Raw genomic sequence first — 24073 nt, forward strand, 5'->3', positions numbered from 1 at the left:
TCACGGAAGGACCTCCGGGGCGGGAAGCGGTTCGTACGGGGATGAGTCGGGGGCGCCGCCGTCCTCGTCTTCTTCGTCGAGGTCGGGGTGCTGTTGCGCGCGGTCGCGGGCCGCGCCCGCCTCCGGCAGCCTGAGGGTGAACGTGGAGCCCTGGCCTTCGGCGCTCCAGACCGTGACCTCCCCGCCGTGCGAGGCGACCACGTGCTTGACGATCGCCAGCCCCAGGCCGGTGCCGCCGGTCTGCCGGGAGCGGGCCGGGTCGACGCGGTAGAAGCGCTCGAAGATGCGCTCCTTGTCCTTCTCGGAGATGCCGATGCCCTGGTCCGTCACGGCCAGCTCGATCAGGTCGCCGCCCGGGGCGGTGATCCGGCGGGCGGCTATGCCGACCCGGGTGCGGGCCGGGGAGTAGTTCACGGCGTTCTCGACCAGGTTGCCGAGGGCGGCGGCCAGCTGGCCCCGGTTGCCCCAGACGGCCAGGTCCTCGGTGCCTCCGGCGGCCATGGTGATCTGCTTGGTGCCGGCCTGGTGACGGCAGCGGTCGATGGCCTCGGCGACCAGCTCGTCCACGCGGACGGGCTCGGCGTCCTCCAGCGGGTCGTCGTTCTGCACCCGGGAGAGGTCGATCAGCTCCTGGACCAGGTTGGTCAGCCGGGTCGCCTCGATCTGCATGCGGCCCGCGAAGCGCTGCACGGCCTCGGGGTCGTCGGAGGCGTCCATGACCGCCTCGGAGAGGAGGGAGAGCGCGCCGACGGGCGTCTTCAGCTCATGGCTCACATTGGCCACGAAGTCGCGCCGTACGGCCTCGATCCTCCTGGCCTCGGTCAGGTCCTCGACCAGCAGCAGGACCAGGCGGGAGCCGAGCGGGGCCACCCGCGCGGAGACCGCGAGGGCCTCGCCGCGTCCGGTGCCGCGCCGGGGCAGGTCCAGCTCGACCTGCCGTATCTCCCCGTCCCGTCTGGTGTCCCGGGCCATCTGGAGCATCGGTTCGACGGAGAGCTTGCCGCCCCGGACCAGCCCGAGGGCGTAGGCGGCGGAGCTGGCCTTGACGACGGTGTCGGCCTCGTCGAGGACGACGGCCGAGGAGCGGAGCACGGACAGTACGGTGTCCACGCCGGGCGGGAGTACGGGATCGGTGTGCAAGGAAGTCCTGGTCGGTCGCTTCTGGTCGCGTTCGCTCCAGCGGAACGCCAGCATGGCGATGACGCCGGTGAGCACCCCGGCGATCGCTGCCGCTGCGGCGACCGCCGCGTTCACGTCCATGCCTCCAGGTTAAGCAGGGGGTACGACATGACCCCAGCCGTCGAGGTGGGACCTCGGACACTCGTCGCCCAGAGTTCACCTTGGAGCCAGGATTGGTTCATTTGGGGTGGCGGAAACGGACGCGTGCGGGGCAGAACGTGGGAGCGTGGGGACCAAGCACACCTATGAGAGGGAACCCTGATGCGGGACGCGTACCACGAGGAACTTGACTCGATCGGCGACGGTCTGGTGGAGATGACCCGGCTGGTCGGGTCGGCGATCGGGCGCGCCACGACCGCCATCCTGGACGCCGACCTGAAGCTGGCCGAGAGCGTGATCGAGGCCGACCAGAAGGTCGACGAGCTGCAGCACGACCTGGAGGCGCGGGCGATAGCCCTGCTCGCCCGGCAGCAGCCGGTGGCGACCGACCTGCGGATCGTCGTCACCTCCCTGCGGATGTCCGCCGACCTGGAGCGGTCCGGCGACCTGGCCCAGCACGTGGCGAAGCTGGCGCGCCTGCGCTTCCCCGCGCGGGCCGTCCCCCAGGACCTGCACGCGACCATCCTGGAGATGGGCCAGCTCGCGCAGCGCCTGATGGCGAAGGCGGCCGAGGTCATCATCACGAAGGACATCGACCTCGCGCTGCAGCTGGAGCAGGACGACGACGAGATGGACCTGCTGCACCGCACGCTGTTCCAGCACCTGATCGACGAGCGCTGGAAGCACGGCATCGAGACGGCGGTGGACGTCACCCTCCTCGGCCGCTACTACGAGCGCTACGCCGACCACGCCGTGGCCGTCGCCAAGCGCGTCGTCTACCTGGTCACGGGCGAGCACGCGGACGAACTCCAGCAGGACATCCAGCCGGTGACGGGCGTCGAGGGCGCGTGATCCGCACACCCCGCCCCGCCCCGACGGCCCCGCGAGAGGCCGGCGGGATCGGCGCCGGGGCGGCTTGCGGGCGCTTGGGCGCCTCCGTGCGCCGTTGATGCGCCCGGGGATACGGGCATGAAATGGACGAGGGCACCCCTGCCCCAGCGTCTAGGAGGGACCCATGGCCGAATCCCCCAGCACCACGCCCGACCCCACGCAGGAGCGCGAGACCGAACAGCCCGCGTCCGTCACGAGCCTTCCGCTGATCGGCGCGTGCGGGTGCGGCTCCGGCTGCGGATGCGGGTGCCAGTCGGGCGCGCCCTGCCAGTGCGGCTGACGGACGGTACGACGTCGTAGGGCCGGTGTGAACACGATTCACACCGGCCTGCCTGCGTTCACCGCTGTCACCCTGTCACCGCTGTCACCGGCCGGCGGATCCGGTTCCTTCGAAGCGGAGCCTGCGGGCCAGGACCTCGCGGGCCACCTGGCTGACCGTGCGGCCGTCGACGTACGCGCGGGCCCGCAGCCGGTCCAGGGCCTGCTCGGGGTCCAGGTCCAGCTGCACCATCACCATGCCGACCGCCTGGTAGACCTCGGTGTGGTCGGCCTCGGAGGCCGCCACCCACGACGCCACCTCGTCCTCCGTGTCCTCCTCGGCGCCCTGGTGGCCGGCCGTCTGGAGACTCACGAGCGCGTAGGTGACGGCGTCCCGCACCCACAGCGCGGTCCGCATGTCCCGCTCGGTCAGCCCTCCGGTGGATTCGCTGTACAGGTCGAGGGTGCCGATCGCGGCGCCGCCGACGCCGAGCGGCAGCGAGAAGACCGCGCGCACGCCCAGCGCGACCGCCTCATGCGCGAAGATCGGCCAGCGGCGGGCGTCGGCCCCGCCGGTGAGGTCGGCCGCGACGACCGGTGCGCCCTGGTCGAGCGCGCTCTGGCAGGGCCCGTCCCCCACGGTGTACTGCAGCTCGGCGAGCCGGGCGGCGACCCGGTCGCTGGCACACCAGGTGACGCATACGCCCTTCCCGCCGGAGATCGACACCGAGGAACCGCTGATCGGCAGCAGCCGCGTGCAGGCCGCGCAGAGCGCGCCCGGCACCTGCTGGGGGGCTTCGGCACCCCGCGCTGCGGCGGCGAGCGTCTCGGTGACCCACAGCCGTGCCTGATCGTCCGGCGACCGTCCGGCACCGGCCGGTCGCGACGTCTCGGGCGGCATGGTCGACACCCCCTCGCGGCGCGTCCTCAGCAGACCTGTTCCACCGCCCGAGTGCCCAGCTTGGGACAAGTGACGTACCGCTTTTGCCGATGGCCGCTGTCGTGAAAACGCCCCTGATCCGCGCCGGAAGCACGGGTCAGGGGCGTGATCGCGGAAACTACTTCTTCTTGCCCTGGTTCTTGACCGCCTCGATCGCCGCCGCGGCCGCCTCGGGGTCGAGGTACGTGCCGCCGGGGGTGATCGGCTTGAAGTCGGCGTCGAGCTCGTAGGAGAGCGGGATGCCGGTCGGGATGTTCAGGCCCGCGATGTCGGCGTCGGAGATGCCGTCCAGGTGCTTGACGAGGGCGCGGAGCGAGTTGCCGTGGGCCGCGACCAGGACCGTGCGGCCGGCCAGGAGGTCGGGGACGATGCCGTCGTACCAGTAGGGGAGCATCCGGACGACCACGTCCTTCAGGCACTCCGTCTTCGGGCGGAGCTCCGGCGGGATGGTCGCGTAGCGGGCGTCGTGCGCCTGGGAGAACTCGGAGTCGTCCGCGAGCGGCGGGGGCGGGGTGTCGTACGAGCGGCGCCAGAGCATGAACTGCTCCTCGCCGAACTCGGCCAGCGTCGCCGCCTTGTCCTTGCCCTGGAGGGCGCCGTAGTGGCGCTCGTTCAGGCGCCAGCTGCGGTGGACCGGGATCCAGTGGCGGTCCGCGGCCTCAAGGGCCAGCTGGGCCGTGCGGATCGCGCGCTTCTGCAGGGACGTGTGGACCACGTCGGGGAGGAGGTCGGCGTCCTTCAGGAGCTCGCCACCGCGGACTGCCTCCTTCTCGCCCTTCTCGTTCAGGTTGACGTCCACCCAGCCGGTGAACAGGTTCTTCGCGTTCCACTCGCTCTCGCCGTGGCGGAGGAGGATCAGCTTGTACGGTGCGTCGGCCATGGCAAAGAGCGTAATCCACGGGTTCGCCGCCCTGCCCGGCCCGGCCAGTGGGCGGACGGTTGACGGCGTCTGTTAATCGAGTGGCCCCCGGTAGCCGCCACCGGTAAGTTGTGCTTGCCGCATGAGCCGCTTACCGTCGGGGGTCTTGTCATGTCCGTAACGTCTCTCAGACGTGCCGCCCGGGAGACCGTCTCCGGACTCCCCCGTGAGTTCTGGTGGCTGTGGACCAGCACCCTCGTCAACCGGCTCGGCGCGTTCGTGGCCACCTTCATGGCCCTGTACCTCACCCTGGACCGCGGCTACTCCGCCTCGTACGCCGGTCTCGTCGCCTCGCTGCACGGGCTGGGCGGGGTCGTCTCCTCGCTGGGGGGCGGGGTGATGGCCGACCGGCTGGGACGGCGGCCCACGCTGCTCATCGCCCAGTCGGCCACCGCCGCCTCCGTCGCGCTGCTCGGCTTCATGACCGGCCCCGTCGCCATCGCCGCCGTCGCCTTCCTCGTCGGCATGGCCTCCAACGCCTCCCGCCCGGCCGTGCAGGCGATGATGGCCGACATCGTGCGGCCCGAGGACCGGGTGCGGGCCTTCTCGCTCAACTACTGGGCCATCAACCTCGGGTTCGCGGTCTCCTCCACGGCCGCCGGGTTCATCGCCGAGTTCAGCTATCGCGCCGGGTTCCTGATCGAGGCCGGGATGACGGCCGTCTGCGCCGTCGTCGTCTTCCTCAAGCTGCCCGAGTCGCGGCCCACGGCCACGGCCAGGCAGGCCGGCCCCGAGGTCGGTCTCGGAACCGTGCTGCGCGACGGGCGGTACATGGCCGTCGTCGGGCTGTCGTTCCTGGTCGCGCTGGTCTTCCAGCAGGGGTCCGTGGGACTGCCGGTGGCCATGGGGCGGGCCGGGTTCTCGCCCGCCGACTACGGCCTCGCCATCGCCGTCAACGGCATCCTGATCGTCGCGCTGCAGATCCCGGTCACCCGCTTCATCGAGCACCGCGACCCGCGCACCCTGCTGGTGGTCTCCTCGGTGCTCGCCGGGTACGGCTTCGGGCTCACCGCCTTCGCCGGTTCGGTCGGCGTCTTCGCGCTCACCGTCTGCGTGTGGACCCTCGCCGAGATCGTCAACGCGCCGACCCAGACCGGGCTCGTGGTCCAGCTGTCCCCGGTGCACGGGCGCGGCCGTTACCAGGGCGTCTACACCCTGTCCTGGTCCGTCGCCGGCCTGGTCGCACCGCTGATGTCCGGCGCGGTCATCGACCGGCTGGGTGCGGAGTGGCTGTGGGGGATGTGTGCGGCGGTGGGGACGGTGGCCGGGCTGGGGTACGGCGTGCTGATGCGCGGCCTGCCGGCCGCGCAGCCGGCGGCCCCTGCGCGGGAACGGCAGCCGCGCGCGTCCGAGCAGGCCGCCTGACCCGACGGGCGGTGGCTGCGAGCCACCGCCCGTCGGGTCAGCTCGGCCCGCACCTCGACCTCCGGACGCCTGTCCGGCGGAGCTTTCCGGGCGCGCGCCGCCGGGCATCCCGGAGGCGCGCGGCTCGATGTGTGGAAGAGTCGGACGCCGTTGGCCACGCCGGCCACATGAGGCCGAAGCCCGTGGCCGAGAGGATCAGGAGTCGTTCCATGTCCGATGAGATCACTCTGCGCCCGGTGACCGCCGACGACCTCGACCTGTTCGAGCGCGAGTTCAACGGCCCGGAGGGAACCGGCCCGTACCAGTGGTTCGGCTTCGGTTCATCGGCCGGCCTGCGCCGGCGGTTCGCGGAGACCGGTCTGCTCGGCCCCGACGGCGGTGTGCTGTCCGTGGCGGAGGCGGGCCGTACGGTGGGCCGGGTCGAGTGGTTCGCCGGCAGCTGGGGGCGGCCCGCCACCTCCACCTGCTGGACCCTGGCGATCGGCCTGGTGCCGGCCGCGCACGGCCGCGGCATAGGCACCGAGGCGCAGCGGCTGCTGGCCGAGTACCTCTTCGACCACACCCGGGCCGAACGGCTCCAGGCCTGGACGGACTGCGCCAACCTCGCCGAGCAGCGCGCGCTGGAGAAGGCGGGGTTCACCAGGGAGGGCGTGCTGCGCTCGGCGCAGTGGCGCGGCGGCCAGTGGCACGACCAGGTGATCTTCTCCATGCTCCGCGCGGAGCGGTCCGGCGGCGGACCGAGGTGAGCACACCCCCGCGCCCCGCACCGAGAGCATCACGGTGCGGGGCGTCAACGGGGAAGGAAGGTACGGCCCCGCCGTCAGTGGCCGAACTGCCGGTCGAAGATACCCCCGACCTTGCCGAAATCAGGCATGTCCTGGTCCATGCCGGACACGCCCTGATCGGCATCGGACGTGGCCGGCGCACTGCTCCCGGACTCGGCTCCGACGCTGCCCATGTCGTCGTTGTCGTCGGCCAGGGCCTGGGCCGCGCCTCCGAGCAGAACGGTCCCGGCGAGAGCGAGGGCGCCGAGTGCGGCACGTACACGCATAAGCATCTCCTTCGATCGGTGTGTGATCGTCAGAGGTATGCCGCCGGCCCCCGTGCGAGAAGCGTTGACGTGCACACAAGCACCCGATCAGAGGCCTCCGTCAGGACAGGGTGCGGCCGGGTCGGCCCGGCCGTCGCCGGTCGGGTCGCCGGCACCGGGCACCTGGCGGTGGCCCTTGCCCCGGGCGCGGAAGACCGGCACTCGGTCGGCGAGCCTGCCGGTGCCGGTGCCGTTGTCGGTGCCGTTGTCGGTGCCGTTGTCGGGGACAGGAGCCCGCGTCGCCTTCCGGGGATCCCGCGGGCTGGTGGGCATGTCGTAGTCGCGCCGGTCGCTGCTGGTCCTGGGCGGTCCCCGTTCAGGTCACCGAAGCCGGGGGAGCAGGCGCCGGCGGGCCGGCCGGTGGACCGAGTGAACCAGCCCCCTGCCCGGGACTTCCGCCGGGCAGGGGGCTGGATGCGCTGATCCGGGTGATCAGAGGGCGGCGTTGACGCTGATCTGGTGGGACTGGCCGAGGGCGCCCAGCGCCTCGCCCTGGACCGCGCCGAGCTGGGACAGCACGCCGGCGCTGCTGACGGTGGTGGAGTCGACGGTCAGGCCGGCCTCGGGGCTCAGGCCGCCGGCGACGGTGTCGAGGTCGGCGTCGGAGATCTCAAGGGTCTGCACCTGGTGAGCGGCGTTCATGGGGAAACTGCCCTTCGCATGGATGGTCCACAGGGGAAAGCGGCCCCGCTGGGGACAGACGGTGGCCGCGACCGCAGGCGCGCGCCGTCCCTTTCAGGACACCATGGCGCGATCCCGGCGGCGCGAGCGATCAAATCACGGAGCGCTCCGGGCATCCAGCCAACCGGGGCCCGGACCGGGCCAGTTGGCGGCGCCGGGTGACCGAACCGTGCGGGCACGGTCACGCTTTGGGGGCAGCTTCTCCACACGCCGGGGCGCCCGGTCGGACCACAGCTCTTGCCCGCGCCGCGCCGACCAGGACAACTCCGGACCAAGGGAACCCGCCGGCTCCGCAGTTGCGGACGGGCTGTGCAGATTGCGCGAGGTCTCTCCGGGTGCGGGCGGGCACACCGTCCGAGTGCACTGTGCGGCGCATGGCGCGCGTCACAGGCGGCCGTGTCACATTCCCCCGGATCGTTCCGTCAGAGAGGTGTGGCCACCAGGCACGGAACACCGGACACCCCACGGGAGCAGATCATGGACGCTCGTCTGAACCTCTTCGAGAACGCCGTCTCCGCCAAGTTCTTCAAGTACATCAACTCGGCGGGGAAGGCCGTCTCGGACTCCGGCCTGCCGGCCGCGACGCAGGAGCTGGTGAAGATCCGGGCCAGCCAGATCAACGGCTGCGGGATGTGTCTCGACATGCACACCAAGGACGCGGCCGCCGCCGGGGAGTCGGCGCAGCGGCTGCACCTGGTCGCGGCCTGGCGGGAGGCCAAGGTGTTCAGCGACGCCGAGCGGGCCGCGCTGGAGCTGGCGGAGCAGGGCACCCGGATCGCCGACGGGGCCGGCGGCGTCCCGGACGAGGTCTGGGCGAACGCCGCCAAGCACTACGACGAGGACCAGCTCGCCGCCCTCGTCGCGCTGATCGCCCTGATCAACGCCTACAACCGCGTCAACGTCCTCGTCCGGCAGCCCGCCGGCGACTACGTGCCCGGCATGTTCGGCTGAGGGCCGTCCGGCAGCCGGCCGGCGGGGCCTTCGATCAGGTGCCTGAACGCGTCCAGGTTGCGCGTGGACTCGCCACGCGAGACGCGCCAGGCGTACTCCTTGCGGATCGAGGAGGCGAAGCCCAGCTCCAGAAGGGTGTTGAAGGCGCCGTCGGCCGCTTCCAGGACCTGGCCGAGGAGGCGGTCGATCTCGTCGGGGGTGACGGAGGCGAGGGGCAGGCGGGCGGTGACGTAGATGTCACCGAGGCGGTCGACGGCGTAACCGACGCCGTACAGCTTGAGGTTGCGCTCCAGGAGCCACCGGTGGACGCCCGCCTCGTTCTCGTCCGGGTGCCGGATGACGAAGGCGTTCAGGGAGAGGGAGTGGCGGCCCACGAGGAAGGAGACCGTCGTGGAGAGCTTGCGGGTGCCGGGGAGCGTGACCACGTAGGTGCCGGGCCGGGGGCTCTCCCAGTCCAGTTCGGCGTCCTTCAGGACTGCTTCCAGGACCTGCTCGACCGCCTTCTCGCCCTCACCCATGGTGGGAGCGTACGCGACGGCGGTGGGACTGGGTCGCGGCCGTGTAGACGTCGGCGGTCGCGGCGGCCGCCGCGTCCCAGCCGAAGGACCGGGCGTGGCGCGCGGCGGCCTCGCCCATGCCCGCCGCGAGGGACGGCTCGTCGGCGAAACGGCGCAGCACGCGCGCGTAGTCCGCCGGGTCGTGGCCGTCCACGAGGAATCCGGTGCCGCCGTCGCGCACGGCCACCGGCAGCCCGCCGACCGAGGCCGCGAGCACCGGCGTGCCGGCCGCCTGCGCCTCTATGGCGACCAGGCCGAAGGACTCGCTGTAGGACGGCATCACGAGCACGGAGGCGGCCCGGAACCAGTCCGCGAGCTGCTCCTGCCCGACCGGCGGGTGGAACCGTACGACGTCCGCGATACCGAGCCGTGCGGCGAGCTTCTGCAGGCCCTCCGGCTTGGCGAGCCCGCTGCCGCTCGGGCCGCCGACGACCGGGACGAGGATGCGGGAGCGGAGCTCCGGGCGCTCGTCCAGCAGCACCGCCACCGCGCGCAGCAGGACGTCCGGGGCCTTCAGGGGCTGGATACGGCCCGCGAAGAGCGGGATCAGGGCGTCCTGCGGCAGGCCGAGGCGGGCGCGGGCGGCGGCGCGGCCGTCGGCCGGGCGGAAGCGGTCGAGGTTGACGCCCGGGTGGACGACGGCGACCTTGGCGCGGTCCGCGGCGTAGTGCCGTACCAGTTCGTCGGCCTCCTCGGCCGTGTTGGCGATGAGCCGGTCGGCGGCGGCCACGATCTGGGTCTCGCCGATGACCCGCGCGGCGGGCTCGGGGGTGTCGCCGTCGGCCAGGTTGGCGTTCTTGACCTTGGCCATGGTGTGCATGGCGTGCACCAGCGGCACGCCCCAGCGCTGGGCGGCGAGCCAGCCGACGTGGCCGGAGAGCCAGTAGTGGGAGTGCACGAGGTCGTAGTGGCCTGGGCGGTGACCGGCCCAGACCTGCATCACGCCGTGCGTGAAGGCGCACAGCTGGGCCGGGAGCTCCTCCTTGGCCAGGCCCTCGTAGGGGCCGGCGTCGATGTGCCGGACGAGGACGCCGGGGGCGAGCTGGACCGTGGGTGCGAGGCCGCCGGCCGTGGCCCGGGTGAAGATCTCGACCTCGATGTTGATCGCGGCGAGCCGCTGGGCCAGCTCCACGATGTAGACGTTCATGCCGCCGGCGTCGCCGGTGCCGGGCTGGTGGAGCGGGGAGGTGTGCACGGAGAGCATCGCGACCCGTCGGGGCCGGCGGAGCAGACGGAGCCGTGGCGCGGCCGACGGGGAGCGTCGCCCGAGCCTGCTGACGTACTGGCTCACGTGGCGGTCCTCCTTGCTGCGGGCATGCCGGACGCGGAGGACCGACCTCGTCCTCCACGGTGGTCCAACATCGGACGGGTGCGCCGCCATTTCCCGGCCACGGGGCTTTACCCAATCATTACCTTCGGGAGGTGCGGTCCCGCACCCCCTCCTGGGCTCCCCTTACCCTCGTACACATGACAGCCCGCGCCGCATCCCGCCCCGTGGGATCCGTGACGCGCGGGACCACCAACCCCAACCGGCTGCGGCGCATGGACCGCTGGATCGCCGCCGCACACGGCCGCGAACTGCGGCGCGCCGGCGATCCCCTGGCCGTCGACCTCGGCTACGGCGCCGCCCCCTGGACCGCCGTGGAACTGCTCGGACGCCTCACGGCCGTCGCTCCCCGCGCACGCGTCGTCGGCATCGAGATCGAACCGGAGCGGGTCGCGGCGGCGAAGGCGTACGAGCGGGAGGGGCTCGCCTTCCGGCACGGCGGCTTCGAGGTCCCCGTGCCGGGGCGGCCGGTGCTCATCCGGGCCGCGAACGTGCTGCGCCAGTACGACGAGACGGAGGTCGCCGCCGTCTGGGCGCGGCTGTGCGCACGGCTCGCCCCGGCGGGCGGCGGCTCGCGCGGCGGGCTGCTGGTCGAGGGGACGTGCGACGAGATCGGGCGGCGGCACGTGTGGGTGGCGCTCGGTCCGGAGGGGCCGAGGACGGTGACGTTCGCCACCCGGCTGGGCTCCCTGGAGCAGCCCTCCGACCTCGCCGAGCGGCTGCCGAAGGCGCTGATCCACCGCAACGTCCCCGGCGAGCCCGTGCACGCCTTCCTGCGGGACTTCGACCGCGCCTGGGCCGCCGCCGCGCCCTACGCCTCCTACGGCGCCCGCCAGCGCTGGCTGCGCGCGGTACGGGACCTGACGGCCGACTGGCCGGTAACGGACTCCCCGGCGCGCTGGCGGCAGGGCGAAGTGACCGTCGCGTGGGAGGCGTTGGCGCCGCTGAGCTGATTTCACCCGTTCGGTGGCGGTGGGGCGGAACGATCCTCGTGCGCCGTTCGTCAGACCGGCGGGGAGATCGTCGCGCCGCCCGCCTCTGTCGCTTTGCGGCGCGGCGTGACACCATCCCCGGGGCACCGTAAGTTACTGACGGTAAATCAGCTTGGGGGAGTTGTGATGGGCTGGGGCAAGCGCAGCGTTCTCTCGGCCGCCGTGACCGTGGTCTGCGCGGTGACCGTGCTGGGTGCGCCCGGCACGGCCTTCGCCGCCCCGAAACCGACCCCGGGTCCGAGCACCTCCCCGACTCCCCCGCCGGGCAAGGACCTTGAGCAGGTCCGCGAGAAGCTCGACCGGCTCTACCACGACGCGGCCGTCGCCACCGACGCCTACAACGCGGCCGAGGAGAAGACGAAGCAGCAGTCCGCCGCGATCGTCGCGCTGGCGAAGAAGATCGACCAGGGGCAGCAGCGGCTCGCCGGGCTCAGGAACCAGGCGGGCGCCGCCGCCCGCGAGCAGTACCGCACCGGCGGCATGCCGCCCACCGCCCAGTTCCTGCTCAGCGACGACCCCGGCCAGGTCCTGGACGGGGCCGGACTGGTGCTCCAGGGCCAGCGGGCCACGAAGTCCCTGATCGGCGAACTGACCAGCACGCAGAAGCAGTTGCAGGACTACGCCGACGACGCCGCCGAGCAGTGGAAGAAGCTGGACACCGAGCGAAAGGCCAAGGCCGCCGCCAAGAAGAGGATCCAGCAGCAGATCTCCGCCGCCGAGAAGCTCGAATCGGCACTGGAGAAGAAGGACAGGGAGCGGCTCGCCAGACTGGAGGAGCAGGCCGCGCTCAAGGCGCAGACGAAGTGGCTCGACACCGGGATCCTCAAGAAGGTGCACGGCGCGGCGTCCGCACAGGGCGAGAAGGCCGTCGCGTTCGCCACCGCCCAGCTCGGCAAGCCGTATGTGTGGGGCGCCGAGGGCCCGGACGCCTACGACTGCTCCGGCCTGACCTCCCAGGCCTGGGCGGCGGCCGGCCACCCCATCCCGCGCACCTCGCAGGAGCAGTGGCAGCAGCTCAAGCACGTCGACATCAAGGACATGCGCCCCGGCGACCTCGTCATCTACTTCGACGACGCCAGCCATGTCGCCCTCTACATCGGCGACGGCGCGATCATCCAGGCCCCGCGCCCGGGACGCACGGTGACGGTCGCGGGCGCCGGCTCGATGCCGATCCTGGGGGTCGTACGACCGGACGCGTGAGGCAGGTCATGTGACGGCGCACACGCCTCGCGCGGCCCCCTCCTTGTGACCCACCGCACGCCCAACCCGCGTACAGAACCGGGGTGCACGTGAGCTTCGTCATCCCCGCCGCCGGGTCGTCCTGTCCAACTGTCGTACGGAACGCGGCATATGACAGCGGCCTGCGCGGAAGCGACGCGGCTCACACCATTCCATCGGGGTGGGCCGAGCCGCTATGGTCACCCGTCGGTGGCTTCGAGACCCTCGGTGCCGCCCATGCCCTCGGGGGGAGGGAAGGAACCCACGACGATGCCCGTACCCGTACCGCGGCAGAGAGCCATCCCGGCCGTGGAGAGTGGTCAGGCGCAGGCTGCCCCGGTTGCCGGCGGCGGCCCCCTCAAGGAAGAGGCCCACCGCGAAGCCACGACCGCGCACGCGACCGGCGCCACTCTCACCCTGCTGCTGATCGAGGACGATCCGGCCGGCTCGCCGATCGTGCCCGAACTGCTGGACTCGTCCGGCAAGCCGATCCGCGTCCGCACCGCCCGCAACCTCACCGAGGCCGAGCGGCTGCTCACCGACGACGTCCACTGCATCCTGCTGGACCTGGCGCTCCCGGCGCCGGGCGGCAGCGACACCGACGACGAGCTGGCCGTGCTCCGGCACGTCCTCCAGCTCGCGCCCCGGCATGCCGTCCTCGCGCTGACCGCCTCCGGCGACGCCGAGCGCGGCGCCGAGGCCGTGCGCGTCGGCGCCCAGGACTACCTCTTCCGGGACGAGCTGGACGGCCGCCTGCTCAGCCGCGCCATCCGCTACGCGGTGGAGCGCAAACGCTCCGACACCGCCGAGCGACGCCTGGCCGAGGGCAGGCTGCGCGCACAGGAGAACCGCCGCCTGGAGCGCGGGCTGCTGCCCACGCCCCTGCTGGACGGCTCCTCGCTGCGCTTCGCCGCCCGCTACCGCCCCGGCCGCTCGCGCGCGCTGCTCGGCGGCGACTTCTACGACGCCGTCCGCACCCCCGACGGCACCGTGCACGCCATGATCGGCGACGTCTGCGGCCATGGCCCGGACGAGGCCGCGCTCGGCGTGGAGCTGCGCATCGCCTGGCGGGCGCTGACGCTGGCGGGCCTGTGCGGCGACGAACTGCTCGGCACCCTCCAGGAGGTGCTGGAGCACGAGCGCGCGGACGAGGAGATCTTCGCGACGCTGTGCACGGTGGACATCGCCCCGGACGGCCGCACCGCGGGCCTGTGCCTGGCCGGCCACCCGGCCCCGCTGCTCGCCCGCCCCGGCCGGACGGCCCGTCTCCTCCCCTACGACAACAACGGCCCCGCCCTCGGACTGCTCCCCGGCGCCCGCTGGCCGCGGATGCAGGTGGAGCTGGGCTCCGAGTGGAGCCTGATGCTCTACACCGACGGTCTGATCGAGGGCCGGGTCGGTGCGGGCGGAGAGCGGCTCGGCCAGGACGGCATGGTGGAGATGATCCGCCGGCAGCTGTCCGAGGGACTGCGCGGGGAGAACCTGCTGCGGGCCGCGGTGAGCGAGGTGCGGGACCTCAACGGGGGCGAGCTGACGGACGACGTGGCCGTGGTGCTGCTGGATCGGGCGCCGTAGGGCCTCGCCGTAAGGGACGGGCGGCCGGGCAGGCGGCCCTACGGCGAGATGCCCTCAGCGACCGCCGTTCCAGGGGCCGTAGGGGCCGTCGCTGCTGCTGCCCCTGCGACGGCGGAACCGCTTCCCGCCCGAGACCTGCTGCAGGGCCGGGCGCACGTCGACGAAGAAGACGATGGTGGCGACCAGGCCCGCGAGCTGCAGGAACAGCCTGGGGACGAAGAGGTTCACGGCGACCGTGACGCCGAGGATGATCAGCCAGAAGCCCTTGTTCTGCTTGTCCGCGGCGCGGTACGCGTCCTCGCGGAAGACCGCGGCCATCACGAACGCCACGATGGCGAGCGCGAGCATGGCGGTGAAGATCAGCCACATCACTCCGCCGACTGCCATCAACAGCACAATGCCCACCACCCGAGTCGAGTCGTCCGTACAGCCACCGTACCCGTACAACGGGCCGGGCACCCCCAAGGTGCCCGGCCCGTTGTGACATCCCCGGCTCCGGTCACTTGGCCGGAGGCGTGGTCTTCTTCGCGGTGGTGGACTTGCGGGGGGCCGGGGCCTTCTTCGCCGCCGGCTTCGTCTCCCCGGCGGGCTCCGCCTGGGCCTCGGCCGGCTCGGGCTTGCCCTCGACGGCGATCGCCAGGTCCTCGATCTCCTCGGCGGCCTCGCCGCGCCAGGTCTTCACGGCCTGCTCGCCGTGCTCGGCGACCTTCTCGTAGGTCTCGCGGGCCTTGACGGCGTACTCGGCGGCCACGCCGACCCCGCGCAGCGCGAAGTCCTGGGCCTGCTCGCCGAGCTTCTTCAGGTCGACGTCGAGGGCGCCGATGAACTCGTTCACCTTGGTCTGGAGGGTCTCCTGCGCCTCCTTGGCCCGGGCGGCGGCCTTCTCCTGCACGGCCTTCGGGTCGGTGTTGCGCACGGCCTCGATGCGGGCCGGGGCCTCGGCGCGCAGCTGCTCGACCAGGGCGGGCACCTTCTTGGCCTGCTGGAGGGCGAGGTCGGCGGTGCCGGCGGCGAAGTAGAGCGGAGTCGGGTCGCTGAAGGTCTTGCGCAGGTCGTCGGTGATCGCCATGGTGATCAGGTCCTCCCGGATTCGCGTTCGGCTGAGGTTGGTGTGGTCCGCGGTGGGGCGGCCGGCGCCCTGGTCCGGTTACCCGGCCGTCCGCCGCGGACCGGCATCTCTTGCGTCGGCCGTGCGGGTGCCGCGCACGGCGGTGCCGCCGGTGTCCTCGTCCACGTCCCCTGCCCGGTCCGCCTCGTCCTCGTCCGCGGCGGCCTCGCCGATCCCGAATCCGTTCTCCTTCCGGAAGGACTCGTAGATCTGCAGCAGCACCTGCTTCTGCCGCTCGTTGAGCGAGGGGTCGGCGAGGATGACGGCGCGCGTCTCCACTTCGTCCCGGTCCCGCTCGGCGTCGAGGATCCCAGCGCGGACGTACAGCGTCTCCGCGGAGATGCGCAGCGCCTTGGCGACCTGCTGGAGCACCTCCGCGCTGGGTTTGCGCAGCCCGCGCTCGATCTGGCTCAGGTAGGGATTGGACACCCCGGCGGCATCGGCGAGCTGCCGCAGCGACAGCTGGGCGTTACGCCGCTGCTCGCGCAGGTACTCACCGAGATTGCCGACGTTCAGCGATGCCATGCCTCCACCTTGCCCCACCTTCGCTAACAATTGCAAGCACCTGCTTGCAAGAGTGCCCACCCGTTCGGGCTTCCCGGTCAGCGAACCCGGTCGCTCTTCGGCCCGGTGCCTTTGGCCCTGGTCGGAGTTCCGTCCGGGGCGAACGAGTGGTGGAAGGTGAAGGCGTGCGGCGCGGAGCCGTGGTCGTGGAGGTGCTCCAGCCGGGACACCCCGTCCTGCCAGGTGGGTATCACGCCGTCGGAGACCCACCAGAACACGTAATTCGGGTGCCCTGACCTCTCGAACCAGTCGTACCGCCTGTTCAGCGCCTCACGGTGCACACCGGTGTAGACGGCCTCGAAGGCGGGGCGCAGGTCGGTCCAGAGCGAGAGGCTCGCGGCCAGGGCGGTGGTTTCCACCGTACGGCCCTTGCCGTACCAGGTCGGTACGGCGAACTCTCCCCACGCACCCCAGTCCGCCCCGAAGAGCTTGCCCCGGTCACCCGCTGCCGCTTCGGCATGCCCGAGGTATCCGGGGGCCTGACCGATCTTCCGGTAGACGGCCTCACCCATGTCGTAGAACTCGTGCGTGAGAGGTGCGGGATCGGCGAGAGGTGATTTCAGGACGCCGAATGTGTACAGGGCAAGTCGGGGCATGCGTTTCTCCCTCGTTCCACCGAAGTCCAGGTGAAGGTAGCGGCCTCCGCGCGCCCTGTCGAAGTTGCGTTTTCCCTGCCCAAGTGCCCTCTCGTACGCGGCGATTGGGTGTTCGCGGGCAACGGACACCCACCCGGGCGGAAACCCGTTCGGCGCTTCCGCAGCAGGGGGATCCATGAAGCATGCGACCGGACGACTGGCACCTCACCGACGACGTCGACGACTTTCTCGCCCGTGCCGGAGACTTCCTGCGCTCGCGACCCGGTCCGCACGTCATGCAGCTGACGTGGGCCGAGAGGGTGCGGGCACGGGGAGCGGAGGCGTTCGGCACCGGCGCCCCCGTCTTCGGCGTGCTGGAGCAGGCGGGCGAGGTCCGCGGCACCTTCTACCGCCTCCCACCGGGTGGTATCGGCCTCTCCCCGCTCACACCCGCGCAGGCCGGCTCCCTCGCCGCCCGCCTGGCCGCCCTCGGGCACTCACTCCCCCGCGTCAGCGCGGACCACGGCACCGCCACCGCCTTCGCCGAAGCCTGGCAGCGGCACACCGGGGCGACACCGAAACCCGGCGGCATCCGGCTCCGTCTGTACCGCCTGGGCACACTCACCCCGCCGGAGCCGATGCCGGCGGGCCGGAGCCGCGTCCTGGGCGAGCAGGACCTTGAGCACGTCATGTTCTGGTGCGGCGAGTTCGCCAAGGCCGTCGGGGAAGACGTCGCCATCGACGCCGGCACATGGGCCGGCACCCGCTACGCCGACAAGCGCTACACGCTCTGGGAGACCCCGGACGGCACCGCCGTCTCCCTCGCGGGCATGAACCCGCTGATCGGCGGCCAGATCCAGGTGGACATCGTCTACACCCCGGCCCACCTGCGCGGTCGCGGCTACGCGGCCGCTGTGACGGCGGAGGTGAGCCGGGCCGCGCTGGCCGCGGGCGCGAGGGACGTCGTCCTGTTCGCGGACCTGTCCAACCCCACCAGCAACGCCCTCTACCAGCGCCTCGGCTATCGCGCACTCGCCGACTGGGCCGTGTACGGCTTCTGAGGTCTACCGGGTGAGCGGGGTCGGTTCGTCGAGGCGGGCCAGCTTGTGGGGGTTGCGGACCACGTGGATACGGGTGATCCGCCCGTTCTCCACCGTGAGGTCCACCGCGCTCGGTTCGCCGTCGAACTCGACACGGCCGGCCGGGGCGCCGTTGAGCCACACGGCCGTGGTCTCCAGCGTGTCCACCACCCGGTGGGCGCGCGCGAGCACCTCCGCGACCGGGCCGGCCCCGTGGAACGGAACCAGCGCGGCGGCCACCACCCCGCCCCCGTCGGTGACCATGACCACGTCCGGGGCCATGACCTCCAGCAGCTCCTGCAACTGCCCGGTGCGCAGCGCGGCCAGGAAGCGTTCCACCACGGCCTGCTGCTCCGAGCGGCTCACCCGCACCCGCGGGCGCCGGGCCGCCACGTGCTCGCGGGCCCGCCGCGCGATCTGCCGTACCGTGGCCGCCGTCTTCCCGACGGCCTCGGCGATCTCGCCGTAGCCCAGCTCGAAGACCTCACGGAGCACGAACACGGCCCGCTCGGTCGGCCCGAGCGTCTCCAGCACGGTCAGCATCGCGAGCGAGACGCTCTCCGCGAGTTCGATGTCCTCGGCGACATCGGGGCTGGTCAGCAGCGGTTCCGGCAGCCATTCGCCGACGTACTCCTCGCGGCTGCGCGAGAGGGTGCGCAGCCGGTTGAGCGCTTGCCGGGTGACGATCCGCACCAGGTACGCCCGCGGATCGCGCACCTGCGCGTGGTCGGCGCCGGCCCACCGCAGCCAGGACTCCTGCAGCACGTCCTCGGCGTCGGCCGCCGAGCCGAGCATCTCGTAGGCGACCGTGAAGAGCAGGCTGCGATGGGCGACGAACGGATCCTGTGTCATGCCGTCGGCGTCGCGTCCGACTTCACGGGACGTGCGGCCAGCGGGATCCGGCAGGCGTCGGAGAAGCCCTGCGTCTTCACCCCGAGTGCCGTGTTGTTCCTGGTCGCGAAGTTGGCGAAGGCGATCGACGCGGTGATCTCGACCAGCGCCGCCGGACCGAGCCGGTCCAGCAGGCGCGCGGACAGCTCGTCCGAGACGGTCGGCGGCGTGGCCGTCATGGCCTCGGCGTACTCCATCACGTCCCGCTCCAGCGGTGTGAAGACGTCCGACTCCCGCCAGCGCGGCACCTGGCTCGCCTTGGTCAGGTCCAGGTTGCTGTTCTGCGCCAGGAAGTAGTTGATGTCGAGGCACCAGCTGCAGCCGACCTGTGCGGCGACGGCCATGTGCACGAACGACTTCAGGCTCTCGTCCGCCGCGTTCCACGCGCTCGCCCGGCTCCCCATCTCCTGGGCCGCCAAGGCGACGTCGGGGTTGTGCCAGGTGGCCTCCAGGGGTTCGGGTACGACGCCGAACTGCTCGATCAGGCCTTCCTTGACCTCGGGGTTGATCTCGGCCTTCGGGACGCGGAGCGTCATGGTGTCCTCCTCGTGTGCTTACCGGTTCGGCATGAAGACACCGCCGGGTCCGCGGATGTGACATCCCCGGGAGGCTCCGGGAGGGCCGGGCGGGCGTCAGTCGCCGACGAGGTCGTCCGGGGCGGACCGGGCGAGTTCGGCGAGGACGCCGAGTGCCTGCGAGAGGACGTCCGGCCGGGGCGACGCGAGCCCCAGCCGGACGGCGTTGGGGGCGTGGCCGGCGCCGACGGTGAACGCGGCGGCGGGCACCACCCCGATGCCGTGCCGCGCCGCGGCGGCGACGAAGGTGTCCGCGCGCCATGGGCGGGGCAGCTCCCACCAGCAGTGATAGGAGCGCGCATGGCTCTGCACGGCGAAACCGGCCAGGTGCCGGGCCGCGATCTCCTGCCGTACCCCCGCTTCCCGCTGCTTGGCCTCCACCAGCCTCTGCACGGTGCCGTCCTGCTGCCAGCGGTGGGCGGCCTCCAGGGCGAAGCGCATGGGGGCCCAGCCGCCCGAGCGCAGACAGACCGCGACCTCACCGGCCAGCGCGGGCGGCGTCACCGCGAAGCCCAGGGTGAGGCCGGGGGCGATGCGCTTGGACAGGCTGTCGATCAGGACGGCCCGCTCGGGGGCGTGGGCGGCGAGCGGCGGCAGTTCGTCGCGCAGGAAGGCCCAGACGGTGTCCTCGACCGCCACGAGGTCCAGCCGGGCCAGCACCTCGGCCAGGTGCTCCACCCGCTGCTCCGGCATGCTGAGCGTCAGGGGGTTGTGCACCCTCGGCTGTACGTAGACGGCGTGCAGCGGAGCCGCCGCGTGGGCCTCCTCGACGGCCTGGGGGACGAGTCCGGCGCCGTCCATGGCCAGCGGGACGAGGGTGATGCCGAGCCGGGCGGCCACCGCCTTGACGACGGGGTACGTCAGCTCCTCGACGCCCAGGCGCCCGCCCGGCGGCACCAGGGCCGCGACCACGGCCGAGAGGGCCTGCCGGCCGTTGCCGGCGAACAGGATCCGCGCGGGGTCCGGGCGCCAGCCGCCCCGCGCGAGGATGCCGGCGGCGGACTCCCGGACGGCCGGAAACCCGGCCGTGCCGACCGGCCGCAGGGCGTTCCCGAGGGCGTCGGGCCGCAGCATTGCACCGAGTCCTTCGGCGAGCAGCGCGCTCTGCTCGGGTACGACCGGGTAGTTCAGCTCCAGGTCGACCCGGCCGACCGCGGGCTCGGTCAGCGCGGGACCGGTGGTGCCGGACCACACGGACGGCGCACGCACGAACGTGCCGCGGCCCACCTCGCCCACCGTCAGACCGCGCCGGGCCAGCTCCTGGTACACGCGCGTGGCGGTGGAGTTGGCGATGCCGTGCCGCCGGGCGAACTCGCGCTGCGGGGGAAGCCGGTCACCGGGTCGCAGTCGGCCGGTCCTGATCTCCTCGGCCACCGCGTCGGCGACGCTCCGGTAGTCCTGCACGGCCCCGCGCTCCCCTCGTCCGTCCGGGCACCTCCATCCAACCACGCCATTGCCCTCGGTGCAATATTTTTATTGCACCGAACAATTGCCTCGCATAATCTCCAGACATTGCACGGAACGGAGAAGGAGAAGGAGAGGCCTCATGGTCGAGCTGAGCGGAATCCTCGGTGTGTCGGCGGTGGCACTCGGCATGGTGCTGACCCCCGGCCCGAACATGGTCTATCTCGTCTCGCGCAGCATCACCCAGGGCCGGCGCGCCGGGATGATCTCCCTAGGCGGTGTGGCACTGGGCTTCATGGTGTACCTGCTCGCCGCCAACCTCGGCCTGTCGGTCGTCTTCCTCGCGGTGCCCGAGCTCTACGTCACGGTGAAGCTGGCCGGTGCCGCGTACCTGGCCTGGCTCGCCTGGAACGCGCTGAAGCCGGGCGGCGTCTCCGTCTTCACCCCGCAGGACGTGCCGCACGACTCACCGCGCAGGCTGTTCGCCATGGGCCTGATGACGAACCTGCTCAACCCGAAGATCGCCATCATGTACGTCTCCCTGATCCCCCAGTTCATCGACCTGGACAAGGGCCACGTCCTCCTCCAGGGCCTCGTCCTCGGCTCGTTCCAGATCGTGGTCAGCATCGCGGTCAACACGACCATCGTGCTCGCCGCCGGCACGATCGCCGTCTTCCTCTCCCGCCGCCCCTCCTGGCTCAAGGTGCAGCGGTATCTGATGGGCACGGTCCTCGGCGCGCTCGCCGTCTCGCTGGCCGCCGACACCTCGGGACCGGCGTAGCCGGCAGAGCGGTCAGAATTCGAGAAGCGTCGGCCGGTGCGTCGCCGCTAGCGTGGCCGGCATGGACCTCACCGCCCCGCACGCCGCAGACAGCCACGACCTGATCCGGGTGCACGGTGCCCGCGAGAACAACCTCAAGGACGTCAGCGTCGAGCTCCCCAAGCGCCGGCTGACGGTGTTCACCGGCGTGTCCGGATCCGGCAAGAGCTCGCTGGTGTTCGACACCATCGCCGCCGAGTCACAGCGGCTGATCAACGAGACCTACAGCGCGTTCGTGCAGGGCTTCATGCCCACGCTGGCGCGGCCCGAGGTCGACGTGCTCGACGGGATCACCACCGCGATCATCGTGGACCAGCAGCGGATGGGCGCCGCCCCCCGCTCCACCGTCGGCACCGCCACCGACGCCAACGCGATGCTGCGCATCCTCTTCAGCCGGCTCGGCCGGCCGCACATCGGCTCCCCCAAGGCGTTCTCCTTCAACGTGGCCTCGGTCAGCGGCGCCGGCGCGGTCACCGTGGAGCGCGGCGGGCAGCAGGTGAAGGAGCGGCGCAGCTTCAGCATCACCGGCGGCATGTGCCCGCGCTGCGAGGGCCGGGGCACGGTCACCGACCTCGACCTCACCCAGCTCTTCGACGACTCGCTCTCCCTCAGCGAGGGCGCGCTGACCGTCCCCGGCTACAAGACGGGCGGCTGGAACCACCGCCTCTACACCGAGTCCGGCCTCTACGACCCGGACAAGCCGATCCGCGAGTTCACCAAGCGGGAGCTGCAGAACTTCCTGTACAAGGAACCGACCCGGATGAAGATCGCGGGCATCAACATGACCTACGAGGGTCTGGTCCCGCGGATCCAGAAGTCGATGCTCGCCAAGGACAAGGAGGGCATGCAGCCGCACATCCGGGCGTTCGTGGACCGTGCGGTCACCTTCGCCACCTGCCCGGAGTGCGCGGGCACCCGGCTCACCGAGGCGGCCCGGTCCTCGAAGATCCAGGGCGTCAGCATCGCCGACGCGTGCGCGTTGCAGATCAGCGACCTGGCCGAGTGGGTACGGTCCCTGGCCGAGCCGTCGGTGGCGCCACTGCTGGACTCGCTGCGGCACACCCTGGACTCGTTCGTGGAGATCGGCCTCGGCTATCTCTCGCTCGACCGGCCGGCGGGCACGCTGTCGGGCGGTGAGGCGCAGCGCGTGAAGATGATCCGCCACCTCGGCTCCTCGCTCACCGATGTGACGTACGTCTTCGACGAGCCGACCATCGGGCTGCACCCGCACGACATCCAGCGGATGAACGAGCTGCTGCTGCGGCTGCGCGACAAGGGCAACACCGTGCTGGTCGTGGAGCACAAGCCGGAGGCCATCGCGATCGCCGACCATGTCGTCGACCTCGGTCCCGGCGCGGGTACGGCGGGCGGCACCGTGTGCTTCGAGGGGACCGTCGAGGGCCTGCGGGCCAGCGGCACGCTCACCGGCCGCCACCTGGACGACCGGGCCGCCGTCAAGGACGCGGTGCGCAAGCCGGCGGGCGCCCTGGAGATCAGGGGCGCGACCACGCACAACCTGCGGAACGTGGACGTCGACATCCCGCTGGGCGTCCTCTGCGTCGTCACGGGGGTCGCCGGCTCCGGCAAGAGTTCGCTGGTGCACGGGTCGATCCCGGCGGGCGAGGGTGTGGTGTCGATCGACCAGACGCCGATCCGCGGTTCGCGCCGCAGCAACCCGGCGACGTACACCGGGCTGCTGGAGCCGATCCGCAAGGCCTTCGCCAAGGCCAACGGCGTGAAGCCGGCGCTGTTCAGCGCCAACTCCGAGGGTGCCTGCCCCGGCTGCAACGGCGCCGGGGTCGTCTACACCGACCTGGCGATGATGGCCGGTGTCGCCACGACCTGCGAGGAGTGCGAGGGCAAGCGGTTCCAGGCCTCGGTGCTGGAGTACACCTTCGGCGGGCGGGACATCGCCCAGGTGCTGGCGATGTCGGTGACCGAGGCGGAGGAGTTCTTCGGCGCGGGCGAGGGGCACACCCCGGCGGCGCACAGGATCCTCGACCGCATGTCCGACGTCGGCCTCGGCTACCTCACCCTCGGCCAGCCGCTCACCACCCTGTCCGGCGGCGAACGCCAGCGGCTGAAGCTGGCCACGCACATGGCCGACAAGGGCGGGATCTACGTCCTGGACGAGCCGACGACCGGCCTCCACCTGGCGGATGTGGAGCAGCTGCTCTCCCTGCTGGACCGCCTGGTCGACTCCGGCAAGTCGGTGATCGTCGTGGAACACCACCAGGCGGTCATGGCCCACGCCGACTGGATCATCGACCTCGGGCCGGGCGCCGGCCACGACGGCGGCCGCGTCGTCTTCGAGGGCACCCCGGCCGACCTGATCGCCGCGCGCTCCACTCTCACGGGAGAGCACCTGGCGACGTACGTCGGTCGGTGAGGCGCGGGCCGCTACCCGGCGAGCACCGTCTCGCACGCCGCCCAGGCCGGTGGGCTCAGCAGGGGGCGGACGCGGGTGAAGAGGCCGAGGAGGGCCGGTCCCCACCGGCTGCGGAAGGCGGGGTCCAGGCGGGCGAGGTCGAGTTCGTTGGCGGCGGTCAGCTCGGCGAAGTCCCGGCGCGGGCCGGCCCCGGGGACGTGGGCGCGGCCGGTGAACCGGTCCCGGAAGGCCCCGCCGGCCTCGGCGAGCGCCGGATAGGTGGCCTTGCGGTCGCACGAGCCGTACAGGTACACGAGTGCCTCGGCCTCGGCACCGATGACGGCCGCCAGTTCGGCACGGCGGTCGGGCGGCAGCAGGGCGTCGGGAAAGCCGTCGGTCCCGTAGCAGGCGTGGCACAGGCCCGCGAGCCGGAGCGCCGGGCGGGCACCCCACCGCGCCAACTCCCGTTCCACGCGCTGGAGATGCGCGAGGAGGGTGCCGCCCGGATGCGCGCGTCCGGCGGCTCCGAGGTCGCGCAGGAACGCGACCGCGGCGGTCGGGGAATCCGGCACGGCTCTCCTCCGTCCATCGGCCTGCGGGACGTCGCCCGCCGATCGTCCGGCGGCCGGTGCGGGCCGGTCAATCCC

At 72.1% G+C, this 24073-nt stretch carries 27 protein-coding genes; 11 read left to right on the forward strand and 16 right to left on the reverse strand.

Annotation, left to right across the window (positions count from 1 at the left end):
• A complete protein-coding gene (gene phoR, locus ABT171_RS04415) occupies positions 1-1260 on the reverse strand; it encodes a two-component system sensor histidine kinase PhoR (RefSeq protein ID WP_351239675.1) in 1260 nt (419 codons plus the stop codon).
• A 180-nt stretch (positions 1261-1440) separates the two neighbouring features.
• On the opposite strand from phoR, the gene phoU reads away from it, so the two are divergent.
• On the forward strand, positions 1441-2130 hold the full coding sequence (phoU, locus tag ABT171_RS04420) for a phosphate signaling complex protein PhoU (RefSeq protein WP_351239677.1): 690 nt from the start codon (positions 1441-1443) through the stop codon (positions 2128-2130).
• 163 nt (positions 2131-2293) lie between these two features.
• The gene (locus ABT171_RS04425; protein WP_351239679.1) at positions 2294-2449 is read left to right on the forward strand and encodes a hypothetical protein; all 156 of its coding nucleotides are present in this window, start codon (positions 2294-2296) and stop codon (positions 2447-2449) included.
• A gap of 84 nt (positions 2450-2533) precedes the next feature.
• Here the strand turns inward: ABT171_RS04425 and ABT171_RS04430 are convergent, their stop codons facing one another.
• Positions 2534-3328 (reverse strand): GAF and ANTAR domain-containing protein, encoded by a 795-nt coding sequence (locus ABT171_RS04430; RefSeq protein WP_351239681.1) that lies wholly within the window; start codon positions 3326-3328, stop codon positions 2534-2536.
• Between the two features lie 157 nt (positions 3329-3485).
• Positions 3486-4247 (reverse strand): phosphoglyceromutase, encoded by a 762-nt coding sequence (locus ABT171_RS04435; RefSeq protein WP_351239683.1) that lies wholly within the window; start codon positions 4245-4247, stop codon positions 3486-3488.
• Positions 4248-4397: 150 nt separating this feature from the next.
• On the opposite strand from ABT171_RS04435, the gene ABT171_RS04440 reads away from it, so the two are divergent.
• Entirely contained in the window at positions 4398-5651 is a 1254-nt protein-coding gene (locus ABT171_RS04440; protein ID WP_351239685.1) for an MDR family MFS transporter, read from the forward strand.
• Positions 5652-5860: 209 nt separating this feature from the next.
• Positions 5861-6397 (forward strand): GNAT family N-acetyltransferase, encoded by a 537-nt coding sequence (locus tag ABT171_RS04445; RefSeq protein WP_351239687.1) that lies wholly within the window; start codon positions 5861-5863, stop codon positions 6395-6397.
• A gap of 74 nt (positions 6398-6471) precedes the next feature.
• On the opposite strand, the gene ABT171_RS04450 is transcribed toward ABT171_RS04445, so the two are convergent.
• From ABT171_RS04450 to ABT171_RS04460, 3 genes are all read right to left on the reverse strand, one after another.
• Positions 6472-6702 (reverse strand): hypothetical protein, encoded by a 231-nt coding sequence (locus tag ABT171_RS04450; RefSeq protein ID WP_351239689.1) that lies wholly within the window; start codon positions 6700-6702, stop codon positions 6472-6474.
• Positions 6703-6789: 87 nt separating this feature from the next.
• Complete coding sequence (locus ABT171_RS04455) at positions 6790-7014, reverse strand: hypothetical protein (RefSeq protein ID WP_351239691.1); 225 nt, start codon at positions 7012-7014, stop codon at positions 6790-6792.
• 159 nt (positions 7015-7173) lie between these two features.
• A complete protein-coding gene (locus ABT171_RS04460) occupies positions 7174-7383 on the reverse strand; it encodes a hypothetical protein (protein ID WP_351239693.1) in 210 nt (69 codons plus the stop codon).
• Positions 7384-7899: 516 nt separating this feature from the next.
• Between ABT171_RS04460 and ABT171_RS04465 the strand changes: the two genes are divergently transcribed.
• Positions 7900-8373, forward strand: coding sequence for a carboxymuconolactone decarboxylase family protein (locus ABT171_RS04465; RefSeq protein WP_351239695.1), 474 nt, complete (start codon positions 7900-7902; stop codon positions 8371-8373).
• Here ABT171_RS04465 and ABT171_RS04470 read toward each other — a convergent pair.
• Both ABT171_RS04470 and mshA read right to left on the reverse strand, forming a co-directional pair.
• Positions 8349-8891, reverse strand: coding sequence for a type III secretion system chaperone family protein (locus ABT171_RS04470; protein WP_351239697.1), 543 nt, complete (start codon positions 8889-8891; stop codon positions 8349-8351). The genes ABT171_RS04465 and ABT171_RS04470 overlap by 25 nt on opposite strands.
• Positions 8884-10221, reverse strand: coding sequence for a D-inositol-3-phosphate glycosyltransferase (gene mshA / locus ABT171_RS04475; RefSeq protein ID WP_351239699.1), 1338 nt, complete (start codon positions 10219-10221; stop codon positions 8884-8886). Before mshA ends, ABT171_RS04470 begins: the two co-directional genes overlap by 8 nt.
• Before the next feature lie 176 nt (positions 10222-10397).
• Between mshA and ABT171_RS04480 the strand changes: the two genes are divergently transcribed.
• The 3 genes from ABT171_RS04480 (at position 10398) to ABT171_RS04490 (ending at position 14042) form a co-directional block, all read left to right on the forward strand.
• Positions 10398-11210 carry a class I SAM-dependent methyltransferase gene (locus ABT171_RS04480; RefSeq protein WP_351239701.1) on the forward strand — a complete coding sequence of 271 codons (813 nt, stop codon included), beginning with the start codon at positions 10398-10400 and terminating at the stop codon, positions 11208-11210.
• Positions 11211-11375: 165 nt separating this feature from the next.
• Positions 11376-12449, forward strand: coding sequence for a C40 family peptidase (locus tag ABT171_RS04485; protein WP_351239703.1), 1074 nt, complete (start codon positions 11376-11378; stop codon positions 12447-12449).
• A 288-nt stretch (positions 12450-12737) separates the two neighbouring features.
• Positions 12738-14042 (forward strand): PP2C family protein-serine/threonine phosphatase, encoded by a 1305-nt coding sequence (locus ABT171_RS04490; protein WP_351239705.1) that lies wholly within the window; start codon positions 12738-12740, stop codon positions 14040-14042.
• 54 nt (positions 14043-14096) lie between these two features.
• Here ABT171_RS04490 and ABT171_RS04495 read toward each other — a convergent pair whose 3' ends face one another.
• From ABT171_RS04495 to ABT171_RS04510, 4 genes are all read right to left on the reverse strand, one after another.
• The gene (locus ABT171_RS04495; protein WP_503073573.1) at positions 14097-14429 is read right to left on the reverse strand and encodes a DUF2516 family protein; all 333 of its coding nucleotides are present in this window, start codon (positions 14427-14429) and stop codon (positions 14097-14099) included.
• A gap of 112 nt (positions 14430-14541) precedes the next feature.
• The gene (locus tag ABT171_RS04500; RefSeq protein ID WP_351239709.1) at positions 14542-15111 is read right to left on the reverse strand and encodes a hypothetical protein; all 570 of its coding nucleotides are present in this window, start codon (positions 15109-15111) and stop codon (positions 14542-14544) included.
• A 78-nt stretch (positions 15112-15189) separates the two neighbouring features.
• On the reverse strand, positions 15190-15675 hold the full coding sequence (locus ABT171_RS04505) for a helix-turn-helix domain-containing protein (protein ID WP_351239711.1): 486 nt from the start codon (positions 15673-15675) through the stop codon (positions 15190-15192).
• A gap of 77 nt (positions 15676-15752) precedes the next feature.
• Positions 15753-16310 (reverse strand): DUF3291 domain-containing protein, encoded by a 558-nt coding sequence (locus tag ABT171_RS04510; RefSeq protein ID WP_351239713.1) that lies wholly within the window; start codon positions 16308-16310, stop codon positions 15753-15755.
• 182 nt (positions 16311-16492) lie between these two features.
• Between ABT171_RS04510 and ABT171_RS04515 the strand changes: the two genes are divergently transcribed.
• Entirely contained in the window at positions 16493-17350 is an 858-nt protein-coding gene (locus ABT171_RS04515) for a GNAT family N-acetyltransferase (protein ID WP_351239715.1), read from the forward strand.
• A 3-nt stretch (positions 17351-17353) separates the two neighbouring features.
• Here ABT171_RS04515 and ABT171_RS04520 read toward each other — a convergent pair whose 3' ends face one another.
• The 3 genes from ABT171_RS04520 to ABT171_RS04530 all read right to left on the reverse strand — a co-directional run bounded on the left by ABT171_RS04520 (position 17354) and on the right by ABT171_RS04530 (position 20238).
• Positions 17354-18220 carry an RNA polymerase sigma-70 factor gene (locus ABT171_RS04520; protein WP_351239717.1) on the reverse strand — a complete coding sequence of 289 codons (867 nt, stop codon included), beginning with the start codon at positions 18218-18220 and terminating at the stop codon, positions 17354-17356.
• Positions 18217-18795, reverse strand: coding sequence for a carboxymuconolactone decarboxylase family protein (locus ABT171_RS04525; RefSeq protein ID WP_351239719.1), 579 nt, complete (start codon positions 18793-18795; stop codon positions 18217-18219). The genes ABT171_RS04520 and ABT171_RS04525 overlap by 4 nt, the downstream gene beginning before the upstream one ends.
• A gap of 96 nt (positions 18796-18891) precedes the next feature.
• A complete protein-coding gene (locus ABT171_RS04530) occupies positions 18892-20238 on the reverse strand; it encodes an aminotransferase-like domain-containing protein (RefSeq protein ID WP_351239721.1) in 1347 nt (448 codons plus the stop codon).
• Between the two features lie 142 nt (positions 20239-20380).
• On the opposite strand from ABT171_RS04530, the gene ABT171_RS04535 reads away from it, so the two are divergent.
• On the forward strand, positions 20381-21019 hold the full coding sequence (locus tag ABT171_RS04535; RefSeq protein WP_351239723.1) for a LysE family translocator: 639 nt from the start codon (positions 20381-20383) through the stop codon (positions 21017-21019).
• A 61-nt stretch (positions 21020-21080) separates the two neighbouring features.
• A complete protein-coding gene (locus ABT171_RS04540; RefSeq protein WP_351239725.1) occupies positions 21081-23447 on the forward strand; it encodes an ATP-binding cassette domain-containing protein in 2367 nt (788 codons plus the stop codon).
• Between the two features lie 11 nt (positions 23448-23458).
• On the opposite strand, the gene ABT171_RS04545 is transcribed toward ABT171_RS04540, so the two are convergent.
• Positions 23459-23998 (reverse strand): DUF6817 domain-containing protein, encoded by a 540-nt coding sequence (locus tag ABT171_RS04545; RefSeq protein ID WP_351239727.1) that lies wholly within the window; start codon positions 23996-23998, stop codon positions 23459-23461.
• Between the last annotated feature and the right edge of the window lie 75 nt (positions 23999-24073).

It is taken from the genome of Streptomyces sp. NPDC001851 (assembly GCF_040297165.1).
In the GTDB taxonomy this organism is placed as follows: domain Bacteria; phylum Actinomycetota; class Actinomycetes; order Streptomycetales; family Streptomycetaceae; genus Streptomyces.